16 protein-coding genes are annotated in these 15,193 nt (G+C 42.4%); 6 read left to right on the top strand and 10 right to left on the bottom strand.

Annotation, left to right across the window (positions count from 1 at the left end; all coding sequences use genetic code 11):
• Positions 1 to 247: 247 nt before the first annotated feature.
• The 7 genes from FHS57_RS23310 to FHS57_RS23280 are packed head-to-tail and all read right to left on the bottom strand — an operon-like array spanning position 248 to position 2,555.
• Positions 248 to 559 (bottom strand): Acb2/Tad1 domain-containing protein, encoded by a 312-nt coding sequence (locus FHS57_RS23310; RefSeq protein ID WP_183977896.1) that lies wholly within the window; start codon positions 557 to 559, stop codon positions 248 to 250.
• 42 nt (positions 560 to 601) lie between these two features.
• Positions 602 to 1,261, bottom strand: coding sequence for a hypothetical protein (locus FHS57_RS23305; RefSeq protein ID WP_183977894.1), 660 nt, complete (start codon positions 1,259 to 1,261; stop codon positions 602 to 604).
• 21 nt (positions 1,262 to 1,282) lie between these two features.
• The gene (locus FHS57_RS23300; RefSeq protein ID WP_028525635.1) at positions 1,283 to 1,513 is read right to left on the bottom strand and encodes a hypothetical protein; all 231 of its coding nucleotides are present in this window, start codon (positions 1,511 to 1,513) and stop codon (positions 1,283 to 1,285) included.
• Positions 1,500 to 1,709, bottom strand: a complete 210-nt coding sequence (locus FHS57_RS23295) for a hypothetical protein (protein ID WP_183977892.1) — start codon at positions 1,707 to 1,709, stop codon at positions 1,500 to 1,502. Before FHS57_RS23295 ends, FHS57_RS23300 begins: the two co-directional genes overlap by 14 nt.
• A 24-nt stretch (positions 1,710 to 1,733) precedes the next feature.
• Positions 1,734 to 2,021, bottom strand: coding sequence for a hypothetical protein (locus FHS57_RS23290; RefSeq protein ID WP_183977890.1), 288 nt, complete (start codon positions 2,019 to 2,021; stop codon positions 1,734 to 1,736).
• A 4-nt stretch (positions 2,022 to 2,025) separates the two neighbouring features.
• Positions 2,026 to 2,184 carry a hypothetical protein gene (locus FHS57_RS23285; RefSeq protein WP_183977888.1) on the bottom strand — a complete coding sequence of 53 codons (159 nt, stop codon included), beginning with the start codon at positions 2,182 to 2,184 and terminating at the stop codon, positions 2,026 to 2,028.
• Complete coding sequence (locus FHS57_RS23280; protein ID WP_183977886.1) at positions 2,184 to 2,555, bottom strand: hypothetical protein; 372 nt, start codon at positions 2,553 to 2,555, stop codon at positions 2,184 to 2,186. The genes FHS57_RS23285 and FHS57_RS23280 overlap by 1 nt, the downstream gene beginning before the upstream one ends.
• A gap of 150 nt (positions 2,556 to 2,705) precedes the next feature.
• Here FHS57_RS23280 and FHS57_RS23275 point away from each other — a divergent pair, with 150 nt between their 5' ends.
• The 6 genes from FHS57_RS23275 (at position 2,706) to FHS57_RS23250 (ending at position 13,846) form a co-directional block, all read left to right on the top strand.
• Positions 2,706 to 3,119, top strand: a complete 414-nt coding sequence (locus FHS57_RS23275; RefSeq protein WP_183977884.1) for a helix-turn-helix domain-containing protein — start codon at positions 2,706 to 2,708, stop codon at positions 3,117 to 3,119.
• Between the two features lie 236 nt (positions 3,120 to 3,355).
• A complete protein-coding gene (locus tag FHS57_RS23270; protein ID WP_183977882.1) occupies positions 3,356 to 9,709 on the top strand; it encodes a SpvB/TcaC N-terminal domain-containing protein in 6,354 nt (2,117 codons plus the stop codon).
• An 11-nt stretch (positions 9,710 to 9,720) separates the two neighbouring features.
• Positions 9,721 to 10,518: a hypothetical protein gene (locus FHS57_RS23265; RefSeq protein WP_183977880.1), complete on the top strand. Its 798-nt coding sequence runs from the start codon at positions 9,721 to 9,723 to the stop codon at positions 10,516 to 10,518.
• Positions 10,519 to 10,535: 17 nt separating this feature from the next.
• Positions 10,536 to 11,990, top strand: a complete 1,455-nt coding sequence (locus FHS57_RS23260; protein ID WP_183977878.1) for a LamG domain-containing protein — start codon at positions 10,536 to 10,538, stop codon at positions 11,988 to 11,990.
• Positions 11,991 to 12,051: 61 nt separating this feature from the next.
• Positions 12,052 to 12,585: a hypothetical protein gene (locus FHS57_RS23255; RefSeq protein ID WP_183977876.1), complete on the top strand. Its 534-nt coding sequence runs from the start codon at positions 12,052 to 12,054 to the stop codon at positions 12,583 to 12,585.
• 208 nt (positions 12,586 to 12,793) lie between these two features.
• Positions 12,794 to 13,846: an alpha/beta fold hydrolase gene (locus FHS57_RS23250; protein WP_183977874.1), complete on the top strand. Its 1,053-nt coding sequence runs from the start codon at positions 12,794 to 12,796 to the stop codon at positions 13,844 to 13,846.
• Positions 13,847 to 13,906: 60 nt separating this feature from the next.
• Here FHS57_RS23250 and FHS57_RS23245 read toward each other — a convergent pair whose 3' ends face one another.
• From FHS57_RS23245 to FHS57_RS23240, 3 genes are read right to left on the bottom strand one after another with little or no spacing between them, the layout of a single operon-like run.
• Complete coding sequence (locus FHS57_RS23245; RefSeq protein WP_183977873.1) at positions 13,907 to 14,209, bottom strand: helix-turn-helix domain-containing protein; 303 nt, start codon at positions 14,207 to 14,209, stop codon at positions 13,907 to 13,909.
• A gap of 4 nt (positions 14,210 to 14,213) precedes the next feature.
• The gene (locus FHS57_RS31695) at positions 14,214 to 14,375 is read right to left on the bottom strand and encodes a hypothetical protein (protein ID WP_221225710.1); all 162 of its coding nucleotides are present in this window, start codon (positions 14,373 to 14,375) and stop codon (positions 14,214 to 14,216) included.
• Positions 14,372 to 14,701, bottom strand: coding sequence for a hypothetical protein (locus tag FHS57_RS23240; RefSeq protein ID WP_221225709.1), 330 nt, complete (start codon positions 14,699 to 14,701; stop codon positions 14,372 to 14,374). Before FHS57_RS23240 ends, FHS57_RS31695 begins: the two co-directional genes overlap by 4 nt.
• Positions 14,702 to 15,193: the final 492 nt, after the last annotated feature.

Below are 15,193 nucleotides of genomic sequence, written 5' to 3'. Positions count from 1 at the left end.
TTTGCCATTTTTATTCTTAATGATTCGACGTATATCACTAATTGGTAAAGTCATTTCGTAAGGGCTTTCACCGCGATAGATGGTGCCAATGATTTGTAAAAAGCAGTGCATTGTTACAGTTCGTTTTGGGTGAGACGTTTACGGGCCTTATACGCTTTTTGATTGCAAGCGTTTGAACAGTATTTACGCCACTGAATAAGCGGCGTAAATACTTTGTTGCATTGTGGGCAGATTTTGGATGGCATAGCTATGCAATTTGCTTTCCTTCAACATTGCGCTTCAATCGGTCTGCGGTGCGCTTATTGAGCCACATCAAAGATTCTTCTAACTTGGTAATCACAATAGCGTTTTCGCGACACGGAAACGCATTTTGGAGAAAAGCCATGCGGTCGATAAGAATAGAAAGTAGTTCTTCATTGGTTGTGCCATCCGAAACTGTTTCAAGCTGTGTTGGATTTCCTTTTGGCTCTTTGTGAATAAACTGGATGGTTTGGCCATGCCCGTTTTTGTCTTCAAAATTGTGAGCAACATATCTGTGCCCAGGTACTAGGACTTGCATAATTGTAGTTGTTTATTGATTTGAAAAAAAATGAAGAATGATTTAGAAAGGTCTGTCTTGGTCTTGGCCAACGTCGGGAAAATCAAACGGGTCGGATTGTTCAGCGTCGTGAGTAGAGAAACTTTGTTCGGGAGTGTTGGCCGAACGCAGACGCGCGGGGATGCCGTGGAGACGATACAGAGTTTCGTTTATTTTGGCGACGAGCTCTTCGTAAAACTTCATTTGAGCCGTATCATCCCATTTCTTTTTGCCCTCAGCGTCCATAGTTTCTACCATTTGGGGACGGCCATTTGGGTTGTCGATCGTAAAAGCCGATGGTACCGATGATTTGCCTTGTTTGGTGAATAATTGCGTTTTCCCTTTTTCGTTCTTGAATACTTCGGTTCGGATGTAGTAATCAAGTTTGGTGTTTGGAAGTCTCGAAAAGAAATCCTTCGCTTCCTTAGAACGATAATCAAGTTGCAGAACAAACTTATCCATGCCGTCTTGAAACCATAGGAACCATTGACGGCCAAAATCGGATTCTTTTAGTTCGATGTCATAGAGCATTCCTTCAATGGCTTTGAAGTATTGCTCGTGTACCTGGCGACCATTGCGATTGATACGGGAAATGGTTTTGTTGTTGGGAGACTCAAAACGTCGCGTAAGTTTTGAGTCATAGACGGTGAAAAAGACCGTAGAATTGTCTTCGTGAAAAGCCATGATTTTGATTTGATTTTGGTATTAAAGTGACTCGAAAGATTGTAGTTCTAATTGAAGAATAACTTGTTTGGCCAACTGCCCAAGTTCACGTTTTCGGTCGGCGTTTTTGATAGTTTCAAGTTCGGTAGTGAGTCGGTGATGTTCTGCCTCAAGGGCAATTACGTAGCGCTCTATGTGTTGTAGTAGGTAGGTATTACGAGGGTCGTCATTCAATTTGGCCATGGCCAATTCGTACATATCACCCAGGTTCATGGCCTATTTTTTTTAGGTACTTCGTTTCCCATTCATCCGCCATTTTTAGCATATAATTATGAAAATCTTTAATGCGGTGTTCGTCGGTTTTTCGTTTGTGATAACCAAGCCAAAGCCCTTGACGATACTGATGGGCGGTTTCCTTGATTTTCTCAGCTTCCGTAAGTTCTTCTTTAATTCTTGGTATGATTTTCATGATGATACCTCAAAGAATTGTTGGTCAATTTTTCATCTTCCAATGGCCATTATTCTCAGATTCGTCGGTTGCTGCTTTGGCTCGGTGCAGAAATCGAAGGTTACGGTTTATGTCATCAATAAAATCTTGCACAGCCCTGATTTGCATTTGAAGCGCGTTCAATAACTCGTACTTATTTCGGAAAACTAGCCAAAATACCCACTTGGGGCGCTCATCAATGCTGTTATACCTGGCTTCCAGTTCGCCCTTTTCAAGAATTAGGCGTGCTTTCTCCTTTTGAAGATTTTGTATTCGTAGTTCAATATTAGTCATGGCGCTATTTCTTGGAAGTATAAAACAAAACGATTGTGGCCCAAATCAATGCCCACCAAGGAGAGCCGCCGAAAAGCACATAATTTACGACTGGAAAGAAAGCTATTGCGCTCACGGCAATCGCTTTGACCACGTCTAAGTTGATGTTGATTGTAATTTTCATTAGCTTGGCAATAGTTTTTTGTGTTTCCAGCGATTAAACAAACTCTCCGATTCTTCAAGGGCAAGCGCATCCGCAGCGTCGATAATGTAGCCAAACGCTTCGGGTTCGGCATCGAATAAGCGGCGAAACAATTCACGAATACCTAGTTGCGAAGTGTGAGGGATTAATGACTCGATCACAAATTGGGCTTGTGATTCTTTCATCTGACGCCGTTCGGCAATTTGCTCTTTGAACGTCCGATGTCCGACATTGTACTTCTCCGAATATTCGGACATAATTTGAGTCTGTACAATGCTATCGTGATAGTCGTACAACTCTTTGGCAAGGAGCCGTTTTTGCTCCAATGTCAACGTTTGGTAAGTTTTCTTCATACAAAAAAAATCGTCTTGACCTTGCACTTTTATTTAGGTTTTGCGTTATTTTGTTGTAAATCGTTGCGATTCGTGGCGATTTGTTGAACAAATGTAATAGTATAATATTACAAAATGCAATACTTTAACTGAAATAATTTTAATAATAGTATGAATGAAATTCACATCGGACTGGCTATCAGGAATTTAGCAGATGAAAAAAAACTGTCTGCTGAACAACTTGCTGAACTACTATCAATTGACAGACAATCAGTGTACGCGACCTACAAACGGGCGAATGTTAGCCCAAAAACTATTGAAAAATACGCAAAGGTGATTGGCGTAACCGTTAATGATGTAATGCAAAAAGCTGGCTATAGTAATACTGTAGTATTACAAACGGAAACTCCCTTTAAAAGTGAAGACAATTATCTAATACGTCGTTTATCTGACTTAGAAGAAATGGTGAACTTTTTAAAAGGGCAAGTTATTGAGAAGGATAAACAAATAAATGTTTTATTGGGAAAGTCGGATAGTGTACCCTTAGCCAGATTTGCGGCATTACCTCTTTTTTTTTGTGGGTAATGGGTTCAAATTGGGGTGCATTCAATAAGCTATGGGCTTATAATGGCTAAAACAGCGGTTTTTGTAGGTCTAAAAAGTCCCTACGTGACCACAAAAAGCCCTTCAAGACAGCTGTTTTGAGGGGCTTTTTTATTGCTTTTTTTCTTACCACTTGATAACATTTTATTTTTTTTCTTGGAGTTAAAATAGCCCTTTAGTAGCTTAGAAGCCGAATCCTCAACGATACGCTCTAACCTATGCCACACCTGTACATCTCGCGTTTCTTAGGCTATTTTTTACTTTATCTTACTGCTACAAATCTCATTGCGCAAGCACCCGTGCCGGGCAATAACTTCGGCTATACCCAAGGTTCATTTGGCGTTTCGGATGGAGGGGCAGCTACTTATTATATCCCTTTTGTAATTCCTGCCGGAACGGCCGGGTTACAGCCCAAAGTGGGTTTGAGTTACAGCAGTCAGGGAGGTAATAGTTTTGTGGGCTTGGGCTGGTCGTTGAGTGGACTTTCGAGTATTACGCGAAGTTCAAAGACCCGCGCTCAAGACGAAACAGCTGATGCCAATCAGCAAACCAAGGCGGTTTCGTTGGGCATTGCCTACAATAAATCTGACCGATTCAGTTTAGATGGAGAACGATTGGTTTTGGCACCTGAATCTGTTAATACGAGTATCCCATTCGACGATAATTACGGAAACAACCAGACGGTTTACTATACCGAGCAAAACAGTTTCAGTAAAGTAGTTTTATATGAGAATGCTTCTACGCTGAGTCCTCAGTATTTTAAGGTTTTTACTAAATCAGGGTTGATTTTTGAATATGGCAATACCACCAACAGCCGTGTTGTTGACCCGACCAAAAATGTAGCGTATCAGTGGTTGGTCAATCGCATCGAAGACCGAAAAGGAAATTACATGACCTTTTCTTATACACAGGATGCAACGACGGGGGAAGTTTACCCCGATAAAATTGAATATACCGGCAATGCTGCCGGTTCACTTACTCCTTATAATAAAATTCAATTTGTATGGGAGACCCGCCCGGACAAATCGGAGGTGTACGGCATTCGTTATCAACAGAAAAATACCTACCAAAAGCGATTAAGTGCGGTACAGGTGTTCTATCAGACCACACTCGTGAGAGAATACAAGCTCTCTTACACCTACAACCAATACTCGTTACTTACCCAAATGCAGGAATGTGATGGCAGCACTCCTCAGGTTTGTTTAGAACCGACAGTTTTTGATTGGTCCAATATTGAATTAGGCTTAGGAACCCCCAAAGTAGTAAACACCATCCCCAACACGACCGCCGAAAAAAGACTGTTCGGCGATTTTAACGGAGACGGGATGACCGATATTGCGACTTGGGATATTCCGGCCAACACGGCTGACATCGTATTTCAATTCTATATTAACAATGGCAGCGGTGATTTTACTCTCTCGCCATCCAGCGGAAGTACGACAAGTATTCCCGGAGGCGGCAGTAATTTACGGGTACAAACCGGAGAGGTAAACGGCGATAACATCAATGACATCATTGTTACCTGGCTCCCAACTACTCCCGGAACGACCAACAGCTTATTTCTTGTTTCTAACCCTCCTGTCCCCGTAGCCGGGGCAACTTATACTTACCCGTGTACTTATTATACGAAGTTGGGTACGATTGGGGATTCGGTTTGGGATGATTATATCGTGGACATCAACCAAGACGGCATTTCTGATTTTATTGACCTGCAAACCGAAGCCGGGACGAATAAACCCATCCTGACTGAAGCACGTATCGCCGTCAATCTACCGACCAATACCGCCACCGTTCAGGCTTATTATGGTACAGTGGTTCAGCCTGCGCTCAACCTCAGCGGTTATAATGCAGGCTGGCCAAACAGCGCAGCACCGGAACAATTTTTTGATGACATCAATGGCGACGGGCTGACGGATATATTCATTTTTGATAAAGTAACCGGCGATAATGTAATCATTTATCCGGAGGCCAATCGAACCGTAGCCGATGTGGGTACTCGTAAAAATCAATTTAGAGCGAGAATTACGGCAGGGCAGCGCCAAAGTCTTCAGACACCTTGGCTGATAGGCGCAACCAATAAGATTGCTTTGGTAGATTTGAATGCCGACAATTTACCCGAGGTTTTAGTGATTAAACCCGACAGTAATAAAGTAGTTATCATTCCCAATAAGGGTGATAAAAAGTTTGAATCGGCACATATCACTAAGATTGTATCAATCATCAGTACCTATCCCAATGTTTTCCCCAATGATTTCAATGCGGATGGTTTGGTGGATTTGACTTTCTATGAAACTGTCAATGGTACCAGCCGAACATACCTGAATAAAGGTCAATTCGGATTTAATGACTTTTCTTCTCCATTGGCCGATGTTTGGCCTTTGGCGCGTTTCAAAGACACCGGGACAAATCCCAAGCCCGTCACGGGTAATTTCCAGCAAGGCTCCCACAGCGATTTTCTGTATTTCAATACCCTGGAAAACAAATGGTTTGTCCAAAGGATGCGGCAAAGTCAGGGCTTTACCATTAAGAAAATAACGAATGGAGCGGGCTTGTCCACTGAAATCAAATATGATAACCTGCTCAATTCGGCGCTTTATGAGAAAGCAGGGCAGGTAACATTCCCGAATGTGGATATTCAGTCGCCGCTGTACATGGTTTCAAAAATCAAAACCATCACTACCACGGGCGACGAGACGGCCAAAAAATACCACTACAACGGAGCGACCATCAACGTAGAAGGGCGTGGTTTCCGAGGGTTTACCAAGATTATTGAAACGGACACCATCACGGGAATCTATGACGTACGCTATTACCGTCAGGGGGGTGACCAATGGAAATATACGGGCGAAACGGTTATTAAAACCGAACGATTTTACCAAAACAACGTCTTAATCTCACGAACGGCGCACAATCCCGTCTTGATTGGTTATCCAACGGTCAACCCCACGAGCTTTCATGCCTACGAACAGGAAGAAGTCATTGAAGATTTTGTCAATACCAAAACCCGAAAAACCCGAAAATTAAACGATGCCTATGGGAATCCCACGTACATTGTCGCTGATTACGGACAAGGTTTTAAGGATTCAACGGTCAACGTCTACACCGACAATACGGCATCATGGTTATTGGGGCGGCTCACCCAAGCCACCGTTCATAAAATTGCCCCGAATCTTACGACGGAAGTTCGGCAGGCTGCCTTTGAATACGATGCGACGACCGGTTTACTGACCAAAGAAACCTCCGATGCCAATCTGGCCGCTGATAAAAGGGTCATAAAAACTTACACCTACGACACATTCGGCAATATTACGCAAAGCACTACCAATACCTGGACGGGTTCAGTATTTCAAAACAGAACCCTCCAAACGACCTTTGATGCCCTCACCAAACGCTTTGTCGTTCAAACGGTTAACCCATTAGGCCATACTGCTACAGCTACCTATGAACAAAAATTTGGCTTGCCACTGACCCAAACCGATGCCAATGGGCTAACTGCTACCTTTGAATACGATGGGTTTTCAAGGGCAATCAAAGAAACTATGCCTGATGGAACTTGGAAAGCCATTTCGTACCGAAAAGCAAGCGCGGCGAATTTTCAAAGCCCTGCCAATGCCGTTTTCCTGACTTATACCCAAAATAGCGTTGGGCAGATTTCAGTAGAGCATTTTGATTCCTACAATCGGGGAGTGCAGACAAAATCGAAGGGGTTCGACGGGCGATGGGTGCTGATAGATCATACCTTTAGCCGAACGGATTCACCCGATGTTCGGGAAATAATCAAAGACAATTTTCCTTACTACGAAGGAGAAACCTCGACTGGCTACACCCAAAAAGAATTGGATGTGTTGGGGCGGGTTGTGGCAATGAAAGAGACCAAAACGGGCGGAATTCGCACCGCTACGTCAGCCTATGGAGGGCCGATAACTGATTTTTTCAATTTCAAAAATCAAAAGAAAACCGATGTAGAGGATGTTAAAGATCGGGTAGTGGAAAGTCGTTGGAATGAGGGCAACAATGTGTTTTTTACCTACGATGCCGGTGATAGGGTATTGACCATCAAAGACTTCAAAGGCAATACCACTACCAACGAATACGATGCCCGGGGGTTAAAAACCAAGATGATTGACCCCGACATGGGGACGTACCTGTACGAATACAACGGTTTTGGCGAATTGATTAAACAGACCTATCCCAACGGCAATGTCGTGACGATGACCTACGATATTTTGGGACGAATGTTGACCCGTGTGGATGTGGACGGTACGACGACCAATACCTACGATACGGGCAACAAAGGCATTGGAAAACTAAGCGCGGTCAGCAGCTATGTGTCTTCTCATACCTTTTCGTATGACAATCTGGGGCGAAAGAATCAGGAAACCGTTACGGTAAACGGTCAGACGTACACCACTTCAAACACGTATGATGCGCAGGGAAGACCCAATACGTTGAGCTATCCCGCGACAGGTTTGGTGCTGAAGAATGTCTATAATGCGTACGGGTATTTGTCGGAATTAAGAAACAACGCCGACAACAGTCTTTTTTGGCGAGTGAATGCGATGGATGCCAAAGGCAATATTCTGTTGCAGGAGTTTGGCAACGGCGTGAGAACCGAACAGCAGTTTGAAGCCGCTACGCAGTACCTGCAATCCATCCGTTCGTATTACAACACCACTACTTTGCAGCATTTTACCTATCAATTCAACGACTTGGCGCACCTGACCCAACGGCGGGATGAAAAACGGAACAAAACCGAGTCGTTTTTGTACGATGAGGTCAATCGTTTGAAAGAGACAAAAATTGATAACGTTACGGCCACGACCCTTACCTACGACGAACTGGGCAATATCACCTACAAATCGGACGTGGGATATTATGAGTACGGCGGGGTAAACAACGGCCCGCACCGATTGCTAAACGTGCGGACCAACAACGCCAACGTACAATGTTCCTTTACGCTCAATATCAACACGACCTACACCTCGTTCAATAAAGTAAAAGTAATCTCCAACGATACCGCACGGGTAGAGGTATTTTACGGTCCCGATCAGCAACGTATCATGCAGAAAATGTACGTACGCAACGTACTGACGCGCACGAAACTCTACATAGGCGGCATTACCGAGATTGAAACCTTCAGCAACGGCAAAACCAAAACCACCCATTTTATCGGTGGCATTGGAATGCAGGTAGTGGAAACACAGGGAGCAACTACCACCACGACCCTCAAATACTACCTCAAAGACCATTTAGGATCCAACACAGGTTTTACGGGAGCAGGAGGCGTATTGCTGGAAGAAATGAGTTTTGATGCGTGGGGACAGCGGAGAAATGCCGATTGGACTCCGCTGACTGCAAGCTACAACGGAAGCCACGAAAGAGGCTTTACCAACCATGAGCATTATGACCTCTTTGCCATGATTGACATGAATGGACGGGTGTATGATGCGGTATTGGGCCGTTTCTTACAGCCCGATCCGTTTGTGCAGGACATGACTGATTTACAGGATTTAAATCGGTATAGTTATGTTGGGAATAACCCCCTAAGTTATACCGACCCAAGCGGATATTTCTTTAAGAAAATCTTTAAAGCGATTAAAGCGGTCGTAAATTTTGTAAAAGAGAACTGGAAACCATTGTTAACAATTGCCGTGGCAATCGCTGTAACCTATTTTACTGGAGGAATTGGTGCTAATTCTTGGATTGTGGCTGCTAAATCAGGAGCCGCCGCAGGATTTGCTTCAAATGTCACAGGAACATTACTCAATGGTGGTGGGCTTGGAGACGCCTTAAAATCGGGGTTTAAAGGTGCAATAATAGGTGCCGCAAGTGCGGGATTAACGTATGGAGTGGGACAATGGGCTGGCAAATTAGCAGACAATGCCACCATGTTAGAAAAGACACAATACTATGGCATTAAAGTATTAGGACATGCGACGGTGCAAGGGACAATGACTGAAGCAAGAGGTGGGCGGTTTATTCACGGATTTATTACAGGAGCAATATCTGGTGGAACAGAAGATTTAATTGCAGATAACTTTCCGGATTTTGGAAGTAAAGTTGCTGCAGCGGCAATTGTTGGTGGAGTGACCTCAGAGCTCACGGGGGGCAACTTTCAAAATGGTGCAATGACAGGCGCTTTTGTGATGATGTTTAACCATATGTCAAAAGCTATCCATAAAGGTGGCACTTGGGGTTTTGAGAGAGCTAAAGCTTGGTATCAATATGGTAGCGGGCATGCTGTCTCAGTACCATTAAATGGGTATGATTTTAGCGATATTTCTGCAAATGATTTCCCAAATGGCGTTGGATCATCAAAATATTTCCAATTTTTCACTCCCGTACGACTAGCTCAATTCGATGATAGAGCATTAGTGCTTGGTCAAATAAAATTAACTTTAGTAAATATTAATACAATAGAAGCAACTGCTGGATACGATGATTTAGATTTTGACTATAAACCAAAAGCAACTTTGTGGCGTAATGCTGGTACTGCTGTTGGTTCTGAAATTTATGGAAATGGCACACCATATAAAATATACTTTAGAGGACAAGCTAAGATTGGTAAATAATGAATAAATATATGAAGATCTTACCTGTATTAATAGTATTATTATTGTCCCAATTTGGGTTCAGTCAGAGACTTATTACTTTTACCTACGATGCCAACGGCAATCGTATCAGTAAGCAGATAAAAGGCAGCAGCCCGCACCCAACGGTAACGGCAAGCCCGGAGGCGGTAGCCCCGAGCCAACCAAGCACGCTTTTGGCTACGGGCTGTATGGGGGGGAGTATTCAGTGGCAACCCGTGAATCAAAACGGCAGCCAAATTGTCGTAAATCCTACGGCAACTACCCAATACACGGCTCAGTGCGTGGTACCGGGCTGTGCCACTAATGGTTTTGCCCGCACTACGGTTTCCATCATTCAATGTCCTGCCGTACAACTTTCCGTTAAAACGTTGGATTCCTCGCCCTCTGTCAGGTATGGCCAATCGGTCACATTGTTTGCTTTTGGGTGTACGGATGGCACGGTTAATTGGTCATCGGGCAATATCGGTACGCCTACCAATGTACCCGTTTACGGTTCATCTACGGTCTTTACAGCCACTTGCCAAAGTACCTACTGTCCTAATTTGGGAACAGCATCCATTCTCATTGGTGGTATATCCGGCTGTCTGACGGGTGATGTTATCATTTCCAAACAAGTAGGCGATTGGAACGACCCCAATACCTGGATGTGCGGGAGGGTACCCACCGTAAATGATGAAGTGTTTATCAACCATCAAGTAAATGTAAACTCCATTGGCTATGCCAAGCTGATTATCAAAGGAGCAGGGTATTTAGTTTATGACAATAGCGGTACAATTATTTTACCATGATTTTAAATGAGGTAACTATGAACTATTCAACAAAAATCGTTTTGATATTGCTGGGGCTCACCTTTTTTAATAGCCCCATTTTTTCACAAGCCCCTACCAATGGCTTGGTAGCCTATTACCCTTTTACTGGCAATGTAAACGATGCCAGCGGTAACGGCCGTAACGGTACTATTGTGGGTGGAGTTACCCCTACAATAGACCGCTATGGAAATGTAGGACAAGCTTATTTATTCAATGGCTCGAATGGATGTATTACAGCAAGTTGGGATATTTTAACTGGAAATGCCGCAAGAACCATGTCGTTATGGTTTAAAACGACTTTGCCCTCAGGCTCACCCCAATATATGCTTTCATGGGGAGCATTAACCACCAATAATTCGAGTATTTTAGGTACTTATACTGATAATATTAACCCTACCAGGTATTTAGGCTTTTTTGCCACAAACACTAATATGATTGCTGTAACAGATGATTTGCAATACTACGACGGTCGTTGGCATCTGATGACATTTACCCATGACGGAAGCACCATGAGACTTTATTTGGATGGTGCATTACAAAGAACAGGCACTAACGTAACTTTAAATACGCTCAACACACCTCTAGCTATAGGGCGTTTAACATTCGGCCCTTATTATTTTTCAGGCTCGTTAGATGAAGTAAGAGTATATAATCGTGCATTATCAGCCGTAGAGGTTCAACAAATGTATTCAGCAGAAGTATCAACGACTTTGCCGACAGATGTAATTAAACTTGGTACAAATAAGCTTATTCACACGACTGGCACAGCCAATATGTTTGTAGGTACAAATGCAGGAACCAACACGACAGGTTCAAACAACACCTTTTTAGGAAGTACCGCAGGAATAGGAATTACATCAGGTCAAGGAAATGTATTTCTTGGCAGTAGCGCTAATGGTTTTGGAGCTAATATGGGTACGCTTCAACGTTCCGGTGCCATTGGCTACAATGCACGTGTTTCTATCAATGACGCCATCGTTCTTGGAGATTTTGAGAATAACAACCTCAAAGTTGGCATCGGAGTTCATGACCCAAAGTTCCGCTTAGAAGTTAAAGGCGTGATCAACATGCGGGCGGCATTTAATCAACCTGCCCTAAAAATTAACGGATTGGATTTCCTTGAGCTGGGAGAGAAAGGAGAGTTTATTGTTTCTAACTTTAAGATGAAATACAAATCTGAAAATCAATGGGCAGACAGAGTTTTTAAAAAAGGCTATGTATTAATGCCATTAGCACAGTTAGATGAATATATTAAAGAGCATGAGCATTTGCCTGGCATCCCCACCGCAAGCGAAGCGGTTGAAAAGGGCGTCAGTACGCAGGAAATGACGGCAAAATTGTTGGAAAAAGTAGAAGAATTGACGCGTTATGTGATTGAGCTTAAGAAAGAGAATGATAGTTTGAAAAAGGACTATAAAGAATTAATTAAAGCCTTGTCAACAAATAAATAAGTATCTAATTTTGAACAAATTATGCTTGTTAAATTTCATTTTTAAGGCAAACAAAAGAATTATGGCACAAACAAACGAACCTGAAAAAATCCGTTTGGAGGATAAACAAGAGGAATATCTCAAACTAGAAGTAGGAAAGTTGAATAATGAAGTGGGGAAGCTATTGGATGAGGCCAACTCTAGAGAAAAGTACTCAATCACTATCATTACTGGAGTGGCTGGATGGGTTTTAGCAAATATACGAGATGAAGAATTTCAGCTTCTGATTGCAATCAGTTTTATACCCTTTATTTCCACGTTAGTATATGGCATAAGCGTACTTTTTATTTATGACAATATAAAGTGGATAGGTGAATATCTGTTAAAAATTGAAAATTATTACCTTGAAAACCCATCAGAATTAGACGGAAAAGGGTGGGGTTGGGAGAAATATTATAATTTCAAGAATAGTAACAAGAGGTTTGTTAAGACTACAAAATTCTTATGGGTTCTACAAATTGTTTTATGCCTTACCCTTTTTGTAGTTGTTTATAAAAAGGATAGCATATTTCCCAAAAAATCAGAACTCCAACAAACAAAATGCTGTAAAAAGTAAAAAATATTCCACATACGTTTCAGCAACATATTTCAGAATGTTCACACTAACATTATGCATTGATTACAAAAAAATTACAGTTAACAAAGCTAATTAGTGTAACTATTAACTCCTGCTTTACTACTAAAAAAACGTCGGAGTAAATGCTGATGAGAACATGAGTTGCCATACGCTCCGTTTTATAATCTCTTGTCAGCTTTTTCACACCATGCGACTATTGTTATTCCTTTTGTTTTTTGGCTTCTCTTCCCTCCTACTTTGGTCGCAAGAAAGCCCTTCTCACCCAGTTAATATCAAAGCCAAGTACGATAGTGCTCGGGTTGATTTTACACAATTTGAGAAAAAACACGGCGGGTTCGTGCATACCAAAAACGTAAAAATGCACTACCTCGAATGGGGAAATCCGCGACATACCCCCTTCATTTGGGTGCATGGTAGCTTCACTAATGCCTACGAATTTGCTGACCTTGCAAAAGAATTGGTTCAAAAAAGGTATTACGTCATTGCGATTGATTATTACGGTCACGGCCAAACTCCCATTCCCACTCACGACGTCTCGCTTTATCACATCGCCGACGATATTAACACCCTAATGTCGGTCAAAAAACTGCCCAAAGCGGTCATTGGAGGCTGGTCAAGGGGAGGTTTCATTGCTACGGCATTTTATGACGCTTATCCCGAAAAGGTACTAGGCTTGGTCCTCGAAGACGGCGGGTCGGTAGCCACCAACACCCACTACCATCAACTGCCTGATAGTACGTTGAATGCTCAAGTAAAAAGTATATTTACGGATAGATTTGCCTCTGCTACTTTTGACACAGAATTTGAGGCATACAAAGCCTATTACGATTATTCGTCGTCGGGCACTCAGTTTGAGCTGTTGGCTTGGCTAGGAAAGGATTCGGAGGGTAAATGGACGATTGGGGCGGGTGTCGAGAAGCTATTTCACATGCGCAACGAGGTTGAGTTTAAAGAAACCATTTTACGTCCCACCAAAGCATCTTTGTTTGGAAAATCAATGTCACTGATTGAACCGAAAATTATTTATCGAAACCTGCACGTTCCTCTCCTGATCATCGACCCAACTTCCCCCAACGACCTTTTTCCCTTCGAGAAAGATAACGCTGCCCTACAACAGCAACATTCAAAATTCATCACACACAAAATTTATCCAAATACAGGACACAATGTCCACTACGAGAAACCCAAAGAGTTTTTAGAGGATATTACAGCGTTTTTGAAAAGGGTTGCTGGACCTTAAAAGACCTTCCAAACAAAACTACGCATCAATAAGGGTATTTACTTTGGTTGGCTGGGTAGGTTATACAGTTACAAGCGTGGTGTTTGGGATTTCAAACAGGGTGACCCCCAAATAAGATTCTATCAAATAGAGGGTTTCTAAAGTAAAATTGTGCGTACCAGATAACCACTTGGTCACTTCGGAAGGGTTTTTGTGCATCGTATCAGCCAACTGTTTTTTGCTCCACCCTTTTGCCTTCAGTGCTTCGTCAATTCGTGCTGCTAAGAGCATATTGCGCTTGGTTTTCTCAAACTCGGTAGGATTACGGTTTGCCATTAAAGACCCTACTATTTCGCTTCGATATTTTTTTGGTTCTATGTTCATTGCGTTAATCTTCAAAAATGTATTTTCCTTCCAATCTCATTCCGTCGGTTGTCCAGCGTAAATCTTCTGATTTAAATGCTTTTGTGATTTGTTTGGAGATATAGCGCAGCAGGTAGTTTTCCTGTTTAAGTTTTTCATCGTCCTGCAATGCTCGTACATTTTTCAACCCTCCTCCTCTCCTCCCAACAAAATGCACGAAGCACCGTAACGAATACAATACAATCGTAGTTTTTTATCGGGAGAATCATAAAGCGCGCAGATACCATCTCCAAGCGTACCTTCGTTGAGTTTAAAAAAATGCTCCCTTGCCCCCGTACTATGCCCTATGATTTCGATACGGTCAACGATAGATTGGATTTCCAGTGGGTGCTGCATTTGATTTTCTTCTACAAATCGGTCAAACAACGTGGTGCTTTCATCATTGATCCACACAGAATAAACAGACGCTTTCCTTCCAGAAAACTCTTCTAATTCTACGATTTCAAACTTCATACAACAAAGATACAAATTTTACTTAAAAGTAAAATGAGTGTCCATGTTTTCAAGACCCACCCAAACAAAGCTACGTATTTATAAGGGGCTTTACTTTAGCTGGCTGTGATAGTTACAAATTTTCCACCATTTTCCGAGCAAACGATTCTGCTGCTTGGTGAGTTTGTTGGAGTAAGGTAGAATTCTGTGAGAGTTCTACTAATTCCCGTTGGGTTTTGAGTTTAGCCAAAAATAATATGCGCTTTTTGCTCCTTGGTAGTAAATACTTTTTTGAGAAGAGCCTGTTTCAAGAGTTTGAAGATGTTACAGCCTTTTTGAAAAGGGTTTCAGGGCGTTAAAAGACCTTCCAAGTTTCGTCTGTAACAAATAACCAAACTTGGATGGTCTGTAAGAATACAAAAGACCTTCCAAGTTTCGTCTGCAACAAATAGCCAAACTTGGTTGGTCTATAAGAATGCAAAAAGACCTTCCAAGTTTCATCTGCAACAAATG

Origin of the sequence: Runella defluvii (assembly GCF_014195535.1) — a bacterium.
Taxonomy (GTDB): domain Bacteria; phylum Bacteroidota; class Bacteroidia; order Cytophagales; family Spirosomataceae; genus Runella; species Runella defluvii.
The sequence above is the reverse complement of the archived record's forward strand: the minus strand, read 5'-3'. Positions and strand labels throughout refer to the sequence as shown.

Coding starts and splice junctions, on each gene's coding strand:
- FHS57_RS23310 (WP_183977896.1), bottom strand. CDS start 559: ATGCAAGTCCTAGTACCTGGGCACAGATATGTTGCTCACAATTTTGAA.
- FHS57_RS23305 (WP_183977894.1), bottom strand. CDS start 1,261: ATGGCTTTTCACGAAGACAATTCTACGGTCTTTTTCACCGTCTATGAC.
- FHS57_RS23300 (WP_028525635.1), bottom strand. CDS start 1,513: ATGAACCTGGGTGATATGTACGAATTGGCCATGGCCAAATTGAATGAC.
- FHS57_RS23295 (WP_183977892.1), bottom strand. CDS start 1,709: ATGAAAATCATACCAAGAATTAAAGAAGAACTTACGGAAGCTGAGAAA.
- FHS57_RS23290 (WP_183977890.1), bottom strand. CDS start 2,021: ATGACTAATATTGAACTACGAATACAAAATCTTCAAAAGGAGAAAGCA.
- FHS57_RS23285 (WP_183977888.1), bottom strand. CDS start 2,184: ATGAAAATTACAATCAACATCAACTTAGACGTGGTCAAAGCGATTGCC.
- FHS57_RS23280 (WP_183977886.1), bottom strand. CDS start 2,555: ATGAAGAAAACTTACCAAACGTTGACATTGGAGCAAAAACGGCTCCTT.
- FHS57_RS23275 (WP_183977884.1), top strand. CDS start 2,706: ATGAATGAAATTCACATCGGACTGGCTATCAGGAATTTAGCAGATGAA.
- FHS57_RS23270 (WP_183977882.1), top strand. CDS start 3,356: ATGCCACACCTGTACATCTCGCGTTTCTTAGGCTATTTTTTACTTTAT.
- FHS57_RS23265 (WP_183977880.1), top strand. CDS start 9,721: ATGAAGATCTTACCTGTATTAATAGTATTATTATTGTCCCAATTTGGG.
- FHS57_RS23260 (WP_183977878.1), top strand. CDS start 10,536: ATGAACTATTCAACAAAAATCGTTTTGATATTGCTGGGGCTCACCTTT.
- FHS57_RS23255 (WP_183977876.1), top strand. CDS start 12,052: ATGGCACAAACAAACGAACCTGAAAAAATCCGTTTGGAGGATAAACAA.
- FHS57_RS23250 (WP_183977874.1), top strand. CDS start 12,794: ATGCGACTATTGTTATTCCTTTTGTTTTTTGGCTTCTCTTCCCTCCTA.
- FHS57_RS23245 (WP_183977873.1), bottom strand. CDS start 14,209: ATGAACATAGAACCAAAAAAATATCGAAGCGAAATAGTAGGGTCTTTA.
- FHS57_RS23240 (WP_221225709.1), bottom strand. CDS start 14,701: ATGAAGTTTGAAATCGTAGAATTAGAAGAGTTTTCTGGAAGGAAAGCG.